The 13,626-nt window shown below is 54.2% G+C and carries 9 protein-coding genes; 1 reads left to right on the plus strand and 8 read right to left on the minus strand.

Features of this window, described 5'->3' with window-relative positions; genetic code table 11:
* Nucleotides 1-51: 51 nt before the first annotated feature.
* From ACXAD0_RS00705 to ACXAD0_RS00720, 4 genes are all read right to left on the minus strand, one after another.
* Complete coding sequence (locus ACXAD0_RS00705; RefSeq protein WP_475086423.1) at nt 52-1,230, minus strand: glycoside hydrolase family 26 protein; 1,179 nt, start codon at nt 1,228-1,230, stop codon at nt 52-54.
* 31 nt (nt 1,231-1,261) lie between these two features.
* On the minus strand, nt 1,262-2,656 hold the full coding sequence (locus ACXAD0_RS00710; RefSeq protein ID WP_475086424.1) for a glycoside-pentoside-hexuronide (GPH):cation symporter: 1,395 nt from the start codon (nt 2,654-2,656) through the stop codon (nt 1,262-1,264).
* A 149-nt stretch (nt 2,657-2,805) separates the two neighbouring features.
* A complete protein-coding gene (locus ACXAD0_RS00715; protein ID WP_475086425.1) occupies nt 2,806-4,182 on the minus strand; it encodes a GH1 family beta-glucosidase in 1,377 nt (458 codons plus the stop codon).
* A gap of 41 nt (nt 4,183-4,223) precedes the next feature.
* The gene (locus ACXAD0_RS00720) at nt 4,224-5,072 is read right to left on the minus strand and encodes a helix-turn-helix transcriptional regulator (RefSeq protein ID WP_475086426.1); all 849 of its coding nucleotides are present in this window, start codon (nt 5,070-5,072) and stop codon (nt 4,224-4,226) included.
* A 115-nt stretch (nt 5,073-5,187) separates the two neighbouring features.
* On the opposite strand from ACXAD0_RS00720, the gene ACXAD0_RS00725 reads away from it, so the two are divergent.
* Nucleotides 5,188-6,825 (plus strand): glycoside hydrolase family 43 protein, encoded by a 1,638-nt coding sequence (locus ACXAD0_RS00725; RefSeq protein WP_475086427.1) that lies wholly within the window; start codon nt 5,188-5,190, stop codon nt 6,823-6,825.
* 97 nt (nt 6,826-6,922) lie between these two features.
* Here the strand turns inward: ACXAD0_RS00725 and ACXAD0_RS00730 are convergent, their stop codons facing one another.
* From ACXAD0_RS00730 to ACXAD0_RS00745, 4 genes are all read right to left on the minus strand, one after another.
* Nucleotides 6,923-7,912, minus strand: a complete 990-nt coding sequence (locus ACXAD0_RS00730) for a Gfo/Idh/MocA family protein (RefSeq protein WP_475086428.1) — start codon at nt 7,910-7,912, stop codon at nt 6,923-6,925.
* A 36-nt stretch (nt 7,913-7,948) separates the two neighbouring features.
* A complete protein-coding gene (locus ACXAD0_RS00735) occupies nt 7,949-9,541 on the minus strand; it encodes a sugar porter family MFS transporter (protein WP_475086429.1) in 1,593 nt (530 codons plus the stop codon).
* Nucleotides 9,542-9,646: 105 nt separating this feature from the next.
* The gene (locus ACXAD0_RS00740; protein WP_475086430.1) at nt 9,647-12,616 is read right to left on the minus strand and encodes a TonB-dependent receptor; all 2,970 of its coding nucleotides are present in this window, start codon (nt 12,614-12,616) and stop codon (nt 9,647-9,649) included.
* A gap of 241 nt (nt 12,617-12,857) precedes the next feature.
* Nucleotides 12,858-13,625 carry an SDR family NAD(P)-dependent oxidoreductase gene (locus tag ACXAD0_RS00745; protein WP_475086431.1) on the minus strand — a complete coding sequence of 256 codons (768 nt, stop codon included), beginning with the start codon at nt 13,623-13,625 and terminating at the stop codon, nt 12,858-12,860.
* Between the last annotated feature and the right edge of the window lies 1 nt (nt 13,626).

A 13,626-nucleotide genomic window follows, 5' to 3' on the forward strand; every position in this document is an offset into this window, starting at 1 on the left:
AAAAGGCCGGCAAAGCCGGCCCGAACTACTCACCCTGTGAGAGTTTTCCAGTTACTGCTTTAACTCGGAAAGTAAGTTTTTACTATCGTTCAGAAAGTATGGCTGGGAAATTTTCTCTCCCCAGTAGTCGGCAATGGTAGGCGCATCATTGAGTCGCGCATTAGAGTTGGCAAAGTAGCCAGGGCAGTTATGGTCCTGCTGCACACTCCACATGGGTGAGTAATCCGCATCGTTCCAGCGTGCATTGATGTAGGCGACCGCTCGCACCACATCACGATTCGCTTCCACGTGATCAAAAAAATTGTCAATCCACTCACGTGCCAAGGGTGCATTCGTCGAGATATCGATCTGGCGTGCGCAGTCGCCAGTGTGCGGCGTCACCTCCGCAATAAATGCCTTCATCCCGTGGTCCCGGGCAAACTTCAGTTCGTTGATACCCGGTGCCTGGGCGTCGTTCGTAAAGTATGAATAGCCAATCCAGTCGACATAAGACTCATACTGATCATCCGGGGCCGGATAGTATGCCTGCATGGTCTCGTAGCTGGCATAACCAAATGACTGCATCACATACGCCACATTGGTGACCCCCTTACCATCGAGGAAACGTCGGATGTACTTGAATGCTTCACGGTATTGCGCAGGGTCGTACCCGTTCCACGCACCATCAAATTCGTAGCCGATGCGTAAAAATACCGGTCGCTGCCCCAACCCCAGCAGCCAGTCTGCGAACGTATTGAGCTGGCTGTCGAGTTCGCCGCGTGCGATACGGGCAACATTACAGTGAGGCTGCGCGGTACAGACTTCGCCCTGCTCTCCCTGCGCCCCGAGCGGGCCCCCGATATACATACCAATGGCGATGGCGGCCTGCTCGTAGCCGGGCTCATGCAACAGGCAGTCGGTGCACTGCTCACCGCCGCCCCAATTGGTCGCTTCAAACAGGCCGTCATTGCCCTCGTAACTGGTCGGGAAATCCGGGGCAAACTCCGGGTACTGATTACCCAACTGGTAAGAAATATAGTCAGTAAAACCGGCAGGCTTGGGCACAGACTCCAAAGCATAATAGGCACGCGTAGCCGCCAGGTTTTGTCCGGCAAACACCAGCACACGGTTATTTTTTGGCTCAAAACGGGAGAAGCTTTGGGGCTCCGACACTTCTGTCTGACATCCAGCGAGCAAACTGGAAAGCAAAGCGGTACAGGCTATTGCTTTCATCGATTTCTTGAATTGCATTTCCAAGTCCTTCTAATGGAAAGGCGCCCGCCTAACTGGCGCTGATCATCTGTCCATTAACTGCATCATCATGACGATTGTCTTGCGTATGCAGTTTGGCCATGGTTCGGTTATCCAGCTGGTAGCGACCGATCAAAACCATAACCAACACCGCACAAACGACTGGAACCAATGCCATCGCCACGCGAATACCCGTCAGGGCAAATTCGGTTTGCGCCTGACTGGCGACATAACCGAAATAGTCGAGCAAGAATCCTGTCACGATGCCGCCCACCGCCAGGCCAGCCTTAATCGCGAGCAAATGTCCGGAGAATGCCATCGCCATATTCTTCCTGCCGGTATATTGAGCACCATAATCTACCGTATCCGGAATCATGGAAAACATCAGCGGTACCACGATCATCTGCGCGAAGTTGGCGAACATAAAGACGAGAAAGGCCATCTCAACCTGTCCGGCTGGAACAAAAAATAACAGCGCGTGGAACAAGATCACACCGACTATGCCGAGCTTGAACAGGTAAACTTTACACAGTCGACGCGCCAGGCGATTGGTCAGCAAAGCGCCGGCAACCGATGCCAGCATCCCTGCTGTCATAAACGCACTGACAAGATTTTCTTCGCCGAGGAAATAAATCACATAGTAAGGCGTAACCATTCCGCGGACCGCCACGAGTATCAGCAGGAAGAACGCAATACCCGCGACCAGTGCCCACTGCCGATTCTGGAACAGCGAGAAGAAGTCCCGCATAAATTGCCAGATCCCTTTGACACCTCTCTCACCTTGCTGCTCCACGGGTGGCTCGACCCTTTCCCGCGTGGAGACAAAGCAGATAACAAAGCACACCACTGCCAGCAGCGACAGAACTCCCATGGTCAACTGAAAGCCCAGCACCTGGTTCTCGCCACCAAAAAATTTCACCAGCGGCATGGTCGCAGCGGTGACAATGGCTCCACCGACCATGGCCATCGCAAAACGGTAGGATTGCACCGAGGCCCGCTCACCCGGGTCATCACTGATGACGCCACCCAGAGCGGAATAGGGAATATTGATCGCGGTGTAAACAGTCATCAGCGCCGCATAGGTAATGTAGGCGTAGATGAGCTTGCCGTTTTCAGACAGGTCCGGCGTGGTAAATGCCAGCACACCGAGGATACCGTAGGGAATACTGGCGTAGAGCAAATACGGACGATAGCGGCCCCAACGGGAGCGGGTACGATCGGCCAGCCCACCCATTAACGGGTCAGTCACCCCATCAAAGATCCGCAGGGCAAACATCAGGGTGCCCGCAGCCGCAGCCGATATCCCGAAGACGTCGGTATAGAAAAACATCATGAAGTTGACGACGACCTGGAAGACGATGTTACTCGCCGTATCTCCCAGGCCGTAGCCGAGCTTTTCCTTCACGGACAAGCTGCTACTACGCATTATCGCACCTGTTAGTTTCCCCCCTGACCGGTGACAGACCGCGGGCAGGGCCGGGGATTATCGTTATTCTGAGCCCCGTGACGTGCGCCAGTGCGCACAGGCTTACCCGAATATAGCTTCGGAAAAACAAAATGTAAACGTTTACAGAGCTAGCTCGAGGCGGTCAGCATCGTCCGCGACTCCATCAGGGCCTTCAGTGCCCGCGCACTGTCCTTGGGGGAACGCTGTTGTGTCTGATAATTCACATGAAAAATGCCAAATCGCTTGGCATAGCCTTCGGCCCACTCAAAGTTGTCCAGCAGGCTCCACACAAAGTATCCCCGTACATCTACCCCTGCAGCGATGGCGCGCTCGACCGCGAGCAGGTGACGCTGCAGGTAGTCAACCCGGACCGTATCGTGCACGCGCCCGTCGTGGAGGTGATCGTCAGCCGCCATGCCATTCTCGGTAATGTAGATTGGTGGCATCCGCGGATGGTGGGCCAGATCCTGCAGCACACGCGCTATGCCATCTGGATAGATTTCCCAGCCCATCTCGGTCATATCCGGGCCGGCATAGTCTACGCCCGTATAGCCATCACCCTCTGCTGCCTTGACGCGATTGCGGGTGTAATAGTTGACTCCAATAAAATCCAGATCCTGGCTGATCAATGCCATATCGCCTGACAGGACCAATGGCTGGCACTCCGGGTGCCGATCACGAATTGACTCCGGGTAGCTCGCTTCGAGCAATGGTTGCAGAAACCAGTCCCGGTTTTCCGCATCGGCAATTGCGCAGGCCGCACGATCCGCATAGGTTTCACGCTCAGGGTCGACCGGAGACAGGTTCAGCACGATACCGTGCTCCGCCAGTGGCGCGTTGCGACGCATAGGCTCCAGGGCGAGGCCGTGCGCCAGCAGGATATGGTGTGCGGCCTGATAGGCTTGCTTGCGATCACGCACACCCGGCGCATGAATGCCATGCAAGTAGCCGAGGAAGGCGCTGCACCAGGGTTCATTGAACGTGCAGTAGGACACCACCTGGTCGCCAAAGGCACTGGTCACAACATCTGCGTAGTGGGCAAACGCGTAGGCCGTCTCCCGATTCAGCCACCCGCCACGATCCTGCAAGTACTGCGGTAAGTCCCAGTGGTACAGCGTCAGAAACGGCTTGATTCCCCGGGCATTCAGGAAATTCAGCTGCCGACGATAGTGCCCGATGGCTTGGTCATTGACCCGACCATCTGGTGCAGGGATAACCCGCGACCAGGAAACGGAAAAGCGGTATGCATCCAGCCCCAGATCTTCCACCAAACTGAGATCACCTTCCCAGCGATGATAACTGTCGCAAGCCTGTGCACCAGTATCACCATTCACAACACGACCCGGCTCCGCGGAAAACGTATCCCAGATACTCGGCGTACGGCCGTCGATATCGACTGCGCCTTCAATCTGGTAAGCCGCCGTCGCCGCACCAAAAATAAAGCCGGGTTGAAGCAATGCGGAATTTTTGTCGAGAACCAGTCCGGGCGAAACAATCGCGTTCATGCTTTCCCTCTAACAGGAGTAGTGGTTGATTCGAATCGCATTTAAACCGCACTCACCGTAGCCTTGCGAAATTGCTGCGGCGTCACCGAGAAATTGCGTTTGAATTTGCTACAAAAATGCGCGCTGTCACTGAACTCGCACTGACAGGCGATATCGGCGATGCGCATGCTGGTATTCACCAGGAGGTAAACCGCTTGCTGTAGTTTTCGCTTGAGCAGGAAGTCCTGGTAGCGCAAATTCAATGTCTGGTGAAACAGACGCGAAAAATGGCTGCGCGAAATACCGCACAGACCGGCGGCATCATCCAGTGAGAGCGATAACTGCTTACTATCCTTAAAATGACGCAACACCGGTTCAAGCCTGCCGACGGCTGCCGAGCGTGGAGCAGCGGCGCGCTCATGACGATCCATCAATTGCGCGAGATTTTGTAACAGCAACAGCAACAGCCGGTTGCGCATCGCTTGCTGACTGGAAGAGTCATTAATTTCACAACACCAGTCCAGCAACATCTGTGTACGTTGCAGGGTGAGCGGGTCGACCTGATCGAGAAACGGCGCGAACTTTTGTAGATCAACGTCGGCATTGAAGCCCTCCAGCAATGTGGGCTCAAACTGGAGTAGAAAAAATTCCTGCTCTACGCCTTCAAGGTGTAACTCATGCACCGCCAATGAGGGCAAGAACAGCACGCTACCCGGGCCAATCTCAAAACGCTCACCGTCCAGCATGGCGTAGCCGCGAGCGCGAATGAAGACCATTACCTCCAGCAGCATATGAAAATGCGGTGCAATTTTCAGGGAATTCCCCGGCTCAAACTGATAACGGGCAACCTTAACGCCCTGACCAGCCGGGAGGTCTACGTTCTCATAGACCAATGCAGCGTGCATGTTCATAACCGATACCGATGATTTAGCAAAATATTTATATTTTTTGCGTATTTAATTACATATTTGCTGAATTTCTATCAATATCATACTGGATCAAAGTGATTTGTACACGGAGATTCCCATGGCTCCCGCCGAGCTCAGCAACGCACCCACAACCATCCGCAACCCCATTTTGCCGGGCTTCAATCCCGATCCCAGCATCGTGCGGGTAGGCGACGATTTTTATATCGCGACATCCACCTTCGAGTGGTTTCCCGGGGTGCGGATTCATCACTCGCGCGATCTGGTGAACTGGCGCTTTGTGGGCCATGTGCTGACGCGCCGCGAACAGCTGGACATGCGTGGCTTCAACAATTCTGATGGCGTCTGGGCTCCGGCGCTTTCCTACGCAGACGGCAAATTCTGGCTCACCTGTAGCATTACCCATAACAGTCGCGGCATGTCCTGGATGAGCACGCCCTGCTATGTCTTCACCGCCGACCAGATCGAGGGACCATGGAGCGATGGTGTCGCCATTGGTGGCGGAGGTTTCGACCCTTCCCTGTTCCACGATGATGACGGCCGCAAATGGGTTGTAAACATGACCTGGGACGGACGAGCCGAACGCAACAAGTTTGGCGATATCATGATTCAGGAATTCTGCATAGACACGAACAAACTGATTGGCGAGCGTCGGAGTATTTTTGCCGGGACAGAACTCGGCTGCACAGAGGGCCCGCAGATCCTGAAAAAGGATGGCTACTATTACCTGATTACCGCCGAAGGGGGTACAGAATGGAACCATGCGGTGACGGTATGCCGCTCGCGAAGCCTCTTCGGCCCCTATGAGCTCCACCCGCTCAAGTATATGCTCAGCTCCCGCTTCCAGGAATCCAGCCCATTGCAGCGTGCTGGCCACGGTTTTCTTGTGGATACACCTAACGGAGAATGGTATCTCACGCACCTGTGTGGTCGCCCCGTCTATGATCCCGAGGCCTACCAGTACTTGCCAAGGTATGCGAGTGGCTACTCCATCCTCGGCCGTGAAACGGCGATACAAAAAGTTGAGTGGCGCGATGGTTGGCCCTGGTTGTCGCTTGGCGGCAATGCACCCCAGCTGGAAGTGGAGGCACCCGACCTGCCACCCCACCCCTGGCCCGCGGACTCTCCGCGCGAATCTTTCGATACCCCGCTGCTCAGTCAACAGTGGCAGACGTTGCGCGAACCGGTGGAAGACGCCTGGTGCTCGCTCGAGAAGCGGCCCGGATTCCTGCGGCTGACCGGCCGCAACTATCTCTCATCCCGCTTCAACCAATCGCTGCTCGCGCGCCGTATCCAGTCGCACCATATGCGCGCAGAAACCCTGTTGGAATTCACTCCGCAGTCCCCCACGGATATGGCCGGCCTTACGGTGTACTACGACAACGAAGGGTATTATTTCGCCAAAGTGACGTGCAACGATGATGGCAAACGTGTACTGCAGGTGACGCAATCCATTGGTGGAGACTACGGAGAGAGGGGCGACGCTGTGGAGCTGGGAAATGCAAAGCAGATATATCTGCGTGTCTCCCTGGACGCACCGTGGTATCAGTTCAGCTACTCCACAGATGGCCGCCACTGGTCGGCGGTCGGACCAAAACTCAACGCCACACCTCTGTCAGATGAATATGGGGACAGCGTATTTCGCTTTACTGGCAGCATGGTGGGGATGTTTGCCTGTGACATCCTTGAACAGGGATGTACGGCCGATTTCGCCTATTTTGAATATCGCGACCTTTAGCCTGGCGGATGCTCTTTTTTCGGCGCACCTTCAAATTGTAAAAAACCGGCCAACCGCCGGTTTTTTATGAGGCTTAAACCTGAAGGTGCAATGCCGGTCAGAGTTCGACGGCGACATTCTCGTCCGCAACCACAAACTGCTCACGAACACGCTGCATGGTCTTCTGGAAGCTGAGACTGACATCATGCGGTACAAGCACCGACTGTTTGACACCGCTCAGGATTTCCGAGCTGACCGCCTCGATTTCAAAGTTGAAGCCAAGGCCTGCACGCTCATCCTCAAAATGGTCTATACGCTTATCCAGCTGGTACAGACTGCATGAGTCAGCCCGCCAGAAGTCTGGAATCGCGATGTAACCGGCTTCTCCAATAATGTACGCCCAGTTCTGCAGCTTGCACCGAAACGACGTCGCCAACGTAGCAAGGGCATCCCCATGTTCAGCGACGACCAATACATCGTCTTCAACGCCATTATCAGCGATATGGCTGTGTACCTGCAGCGTGTCAGGCTCACTACCAAAGAAATGCTGGGCGAACGCGACCGGATACACGCCCATCTCCAGCAAACAACCGCCGGCGAGACGATTATCATACTCTCTCCGCTTCGGATCGTAGGGCAACGGGTAACCAAAATCCGCTTTAATATGCCGAATCTTTCCGATACGCCCCTCAGCAACCCACCGCTTTGCTTGAATAACCGCAGGTAAGAAGAAAGTCCACATGCCTTCCATCAGATAGACATTTCTGTTCTGCGCATAGCGCGTTAACTCTCTACACTGATCCGGGTTAACCACCAATGGTTTTTCGCACAGCACCGCCTTGCCATGATTGATCGCATCGACTGCCTGCTCCAGATGCAGGTTATGCGGCGTAGCGATATAGACCGCGTCAATCTCCGGAGACGAAAACAAATCGGCATACCCCTCAAAGGATAGGGGCACCCCGTATTCCGCAGAAAAACTGCGCGCACTGTCTCCGTTGCGCGCCGCGACGCCGATCAGCTCTGCATTGGCCACGTACTGTATATCCCGGGCAAATGAATGTGCGATACGCCCCGCACCGATAATGCCCCAACGAACTTTAGCCATACCACCCCCTATTCACTAGATACGAGAACAAACGACTTAACCAGGCTGGATCGCCGAATGATTTACTGGCTGGGGGGCACCCCCCGATGCCCCCAAGTGCTCCTCCAGTTGCTCGAGCGACTTGCCTTTCGTCTCCGGCAGGAATCTGGCCACCAGAGCGAAACCGATCAGGGCAAACGCACCGTAAATCGAAAACGTCCACATGATGCCGAGATTCGCGAGTTCCCAGGGGAATACCAATTGGACGTTGAAACTGACCGCACTGTTAACGATACCCACAAATGAAATCGCAATGCCGCGCACCGCGTTGGGAAAGATCTCTGATAACAGCACCCACATGACGGGGCCAAGCGACATGGCAAAGGAGGCAACAAATCCAAGAATACCGATGAGCACCAATTTGGCATTTACCTTAGTGCCCACCTGTAATAGTGCGCCCTGATGTCGCAAGAATTCGGTGCGTCCAAGCCGCTGCTCGAGCTCGCGCTTGAAGCCTACATCGTCCGCATATTGACGGCCCAACATAGGCTGTAAATAGTCACCGCCAACCAGGGCCTGTATCTCCTCAGCTCGGTCAGAAGGAAGTTCATACCGGGCTTGATCAAAGGCGTACGCACACAGCATCATACTGAGCGCAACACCGGCAAGCCCGACCATCAGTAGCGGCTTCCTTCCCAACCGATCAATGAGCAGCATTGCCACGATAGTAAATACGACGTTAATAATGCCCACGAGTGTCGCCTGTGCAAAAGCCGCATCGGTCCCGACACCGCTTTGCTCAAAAATCGTTGGTGCATAGAAGTAGATTGCATTGACGCCGGTAATTTGCTGCGCGACACCAACGATGATGCCAAGTGCCAACACCATGCGTACACGTTTGCTAAATAGGACACCCAGCCGGTCTAGCAGGGGCGCCTGACCACCCTCTACAGATCCGGTTACCGCAGCGACTTCTGCATCGACATCTGTATCTGGCATCAACCTGGTAAGTACCGCCCTACCCTCAGCCTCCCGGCCATTGATGATCAACCAGCGCGGGCTTTCCGGAATCAGCTTGAGTGTCAGGAGATAGGCCAGTGCCGGTACCAGCTCGATACCCAACATCCAACGCCAGGTCATTTGATCGATGGCTAGCACCGATATCAACGACGATGCGCTGTTGCTCAGTTGTAGAATTAGGAAATTGGCAAAGTAAGCCGCAGAAAAGCCCAGAACGATGTTCAATTGATTGATGGATACCATCCGCCCGCGCAAATGAGACGGTGATATCTCTGCGATATACAGCGGGGCAATAATCAATGACGCAAAGGCAAAACCACCAATAAGTCGCGCGATTGCCAGTGCTTCATAGGTCGGTGCAATTGCCGAAAGCGCGGCGGATACTACGTAGAGTGCAGCGATGGTCATCAGCACATGCTTGCGGCCAAGCGAATCACTCATGGCGCCAGCAACCAGGGAGGCGACCATCGCGCCAAGCGTGGGCGCTCCAACGACCACCCCCTGCTGAAATTCCGTTAGACCAAATTCAACGGAGACGAACCCAATAACACCGGATATCACCGAGGCATCAAATCCGAAAATAAATCCACCCAGGGAAACAATCAAGGCACATCGTGTTACATAGGACATTGCGCGGCTACTCCCATGATCTTTTTTTATTGCTCAACAAAAAACGGCAGTCCAAACCATGGACTGCCGTTCTGTTTTTACACCACATTCATCCGTTCAAAAACTTCAGAAACTGGCTCGAACTCCAACACTGTATCGCGCACCAAATTCCTGTGCACTCACCAGCTGATTACTGAAGCGACCATGCTGACGGAAGTTCTCTTCTGTCAGATTCAGGCCTTCCAGGAAGATGGTGATATTGTCGTTGTAGTCATAGCTGGCACTCAGATCCCACTGACCATACTCTTCCGTGAAGACCGGCTCATCCGGCGCACGCAGCTGATCTGTTGAGGCGAGGAAGTTGTCACGCCAGTTATAGGCGAGACGTACCTGAACGCCGTTTTTATCGTAGAAACCGACCATGTTGTAGGAGTCGCTCAGCCCCTGCAGCGCCAACTGCTCGGTAGTTGAAAAGACATCATACTCAAGGTCGCCATCAACGAAGGTGGCGTTTGCCTGAACACCGAAGCCCGTCTCACCAAACATGTGCTGGATTGCCAGTTCGATACCGTCAACCGACGAATCCCCCTTGTTGACAGGCGTCGTCAGCAGCCAGTTCACGTCGGGGGAACCTGGCACTGCTGTGCCATCACAATCGGGAACGTTGGCGCCATTCGCAATACAGCTGGAGTTGGCGAGATCGCCCTGACTAGGATCGGTATAGGCAACGCCGTCGGCGTTGTACAACAGTCCGGAAGTCGTATCGTTGGACACGTAGTTGTCCACTGACTTGCTGAAGTAGTTAAACGCCGTGTAGCTACCCTCTGCGTAGTACCACTCCAACGAAAGGTCGAAGTTATCCGCCAAATACGGCAGTAGATCGGGGTTACCCTGATACGCAAGGTAAGGACCATTGGGGCGCGCGTTAGCAATGCTTACCGCAGGACGCAGCGCAGTCAGGTCTGTACGGGTGAGGGTGCGACCAACGGAGGCACGTGCCACCAGGTCGTCGGTAATGTCGAGACGAACGTCGAGGCTTGGCAGCCAGTAGTCGTAGCCACCCTCGAGGTTGGTGGTACCGTACACGGGCTCGTCATTGTATACGGGACGCAGTTCGGTAAGACCCATGTAACGCAGTGCGTAAGGGGTATCCTGGGTAGTTTCACCGGTGACATCGGTCGTTTCATAGCGCAAGCCGGCAACGATCGAGACTGGCATCTGTGCCAGTTCCGTTTCGAAGTTCAGCTGGGTGTAGGCAGACAGCGTCTCTTCCTGCACTGAGTTGTAAACTTCTGGCAGATAGTCCAGGCCACCGTCGCGACCTTCGGCAATTTGGGTCAACAGTCCCTCGACATCAAACTCGACGAAGTACGGGAACAGGGTATTACTGCCACTGAACTCACTGCCCGTGCCAGAGCTGCTGACCAGAGTAAGCTGATCTACACTAGGGCTGAGCGGGAATGGCGCATTACCAATAAAGGTCTGGGACATACGCCAGGTAGTGTCAAACTGGAAGTCGACATAACCCACACCGAACTGTGCAGACTTCAGAATAGATTCATCAAGATTTTCCCAGACGAAATCAAACTTGGCCTGGTTAATGGTGTTTTTAACTTCGTTGCCGCGCTCGATAACCTGGTTTGCACCGATACCATTCAGGTCGAATTGCTCAGCCTTGTAAGAACCATCATACAGGTAGCGAACCGCGCCGGTACCATCGAAACCAGCCGCCGCCATTTGTGCGGGATCGTTCAGAATCGGAAGGTCAGTGCCCTGTCCGTAGTCAAGGGTAAACTGGCCCGCGTAGCAAAGCTCATAAATGTAACAGGCAAAGTCAGCGTTCCAGAGCAGCGCGGTACGCTCGGACAGATTTCCGTCTGGCTGAGCGTGCGAGGTTGAAGAGTGGATATCGACGGTAGCCGACAACGAGTCACTGATATCCCACGCCAGGTTCAAGCCAAGCGAGTCATTTTCGGTCTCAAGCTCGTCGAAGTAACCGATAAAGTCCGTACCGCCGGCACCGTTCACGATACGGGTAATCGTACCATTCTCGTCAGTGGTGGCACTTACCCAGTTACCGAACCAGTGTGCGGTCTGGTAACGCTCGATCGTGTCGGCATACTTGGAATAGAAATAGTCGACAGTCGCAACCAGGTCATCGGAGACTTCGTACTGGACCACAAACTGACGGTTCTCACGCTCACGTTCGTGATGGCTCACGTCCATATTGTAGTTTTGCGGCAGCCAGATTGTGCCTTCAGGATTTTTGCTCGGATCGATCGCCGAATCATCGACAACATTTCCACCGCAACCCGGGTTGGCAGAAGTACCAAAGCCTAGCTCACAGCCATCAGCGGTCTGACGCAGCCAGCCATCAGAGGCAATAATTTCCTGGGAGCTGTCACGCTCAGAATATGACAGCGCAGCGAGTACACCCAGCTTTCCGTCGAGGAACTGATTGGAGAACATGCCGGACATTTCCGGCGTATAGTCATCCCCTTTCACATTGGTGGTGTCTGCGTTGGTCTTGACGCTGAACGCGGTCTTCATTCCGTCATAGTCGAAGGGCTTGGCAGTACGCACGTCAACGGTTGCACCGATACCACCGGAAGCCTGGTCTGCGCGGGCAGTCTTGTAAATATTTACTCCGGTAACCGACTCAGGGGCGATCTGCTCGAAGTTGAAGCTACGGTTCTGAGTACCGCCCGCACCTTCCTGCTTCGGCGAATCCGCAAATGGCATGCTGCGGCCATTCAGGGTCACCAGGTTAAAACTGGGACCGAAACCGCGAACGGTAATCTGGTTTCCTTCACCGTTTTTACGGTCGATGGAAACACCACTGATGCGCTGAAGGGACTCAGCCAGGTTCGTGTCGGGGAACTTACCGATGTCCTCAGAAGAGATTGCATCTACAACACCGCTCGCGTCGCGCTTGATATCTGCGGCCTTTTCCAGACTGCCTCGAATACCCGTTACCTGCACTTCTTCCAAAGCAGGTTCGATATCGGTGGCTTCTTGAGCAATCAAAGCGCCAGCATTGGCCATTGCGACCGAAATCACCAGCGGCTTCAGGACCAGGTTGGATTTCCTCATCATTATTTGCCTCCCTTGGGCATTTATTATTCAGTCAGCCTACCGGGTTATTTGTTATGGATGGTAGATCTAACCATAATGTAAACGTTTACAACTCAAGTTGTAAACACTCTCTCAAAAAACTCCTTCCAGAGTCTTCCATTTCGCTCAAACCGGACCCGCTGGATCGAACGAAATCACCACTATCCGGGGCCAGACCTGACCCCACCAAACAACGATAAAAATGTATGAAGCGCTTATGCAGTTAGTACGGCCAGTTCGCTTTGGTGAAGGTACCGCCATCGACCCAAAGAGTCTGCCCAGTCACAAATCCTGAGCGCGGCTCTGCCAGAAAGGCGACCGCGTGCGCTATATCTTCTGGCAGCCCCACCCGCCCCATGGGCGTAATCTTGCTCCAGACATCGGCGTATTCGGGAGACTCCGCCATCGTTCGCTCAACCAGCACTCCACCTGGGGCAACGCAATTGACCCGAATGGAATACTGACCGAGCTCGACCGCCGCAGCCTTCGTCAGCATCTCGATCCCGCCTTTGGAAGCTGCGTAATCCACAAGATTCGGAAAGGCCAGCTTGTTACAGCCGCTGCCAATATTGACGATACAACCGCTGACCTCATGCTCGACCATCAACCGTGCCGCGCACTGAATATTCAAAAATGCACCCTTAAGATTGGTCCGTATTACCCGATCCCAATCTTCCTCCTGCAATTCCAACAGGGGAGCCCAGGTCTGTACCCCGGCGTTATTGATCAACAAGTTGGGCACAGCACCAAAGTGCTGAACAACTGCACGGAAGAACGCCTGGACGCGTTCTTTGTCACCGACATCACAAGTTGAGAAAAAGAAGTCGTGGCCTTCGGCAAGCATTTCTCGCCTCAGGCTCGCCGAGAAGTCATCCTCGTGCAGGTTGTTAACGGCAACCGCCCACCCTTGACCAGCCAGATACAGGGCGATCTCACGCCCAATACCGGTAGTTCCCCCGGTGATCACCGCCAATTGCTTATTCTTAGTCATT

The organism is Microbulbifer sp. ABF4_148 (assembly GCF_056158985.1).

Excerpts from the sequence above, each read along its gene's own strand:
- ACXAD0_RS00715 (WP_475086425.1), bottom strand. The coding sequence starts at position 4,182 with ATGAACGCGATTGTTTCGCCCGGACTGGTTCTCGACAAAAATTCCGCA.
- ACXAD0_RS00730 (WP_475086428.1), bottom strand. The coding sequence starts at position 7,912 with ATGGCTAAAGTTCGTTGGGGCATTATCGGTGCGGGGCGTATCGCACAT.
- ACXAD0_RS00705 (WP_475086423.1), bottom strand. The coding sequence starts at position 1,230 with ATGCAATTCAAGAAATCGATGAAAGCAATAGCCTGTACCGCTTTGCTT.
- ACXAD0_RS00740 (WP_475086430.1), bottom strand. The coding sequence starts at position 12,616 with ATGATGAGGAAATCCAACCTGGTCCTGAAGCCGCTGGTGATTTCGGTC.
- ACXAD0_RS00725 (WP_475086427.1), top strand. The coding sequence starts at position 5,188 with ATGGCTCCCGCCGAGCTCAGCAACGCACCCACAACCATCCGCAACCCC.
- ACXAD0_RS00710 (WP_475086424.1), bottom strand. The coding sequence starts at position 2,656 with ATGCGTAGTAGCAGCTTGTCCGTGAAGGAAAAGCTCGGCTACGGCCTG.
- ACXAD0_RS00745 (WP_475086431.1), bottom strand. The coding sequence starts at position 13,625 with ATGACTAAGAATAAGCAATTGGCGGTGATCACCGGGGGAACTACCGGT.
- ACXAD0_RS00735 (WP_475086429.1), bottom strand. The coding sequence starts at position 9,541 with ATGTCCTATGTAACACGATGTGCCTTGATTGTTTCCCTGGGTGGATTT.
- ACXAD0_RS00720 (WP_475086426.1), bottom strand. The coding sequence starts at position 5,072 with ATGAACATGCACGCTGCATTGGTCTATGAGAACGTAGACCTCCCGGCT.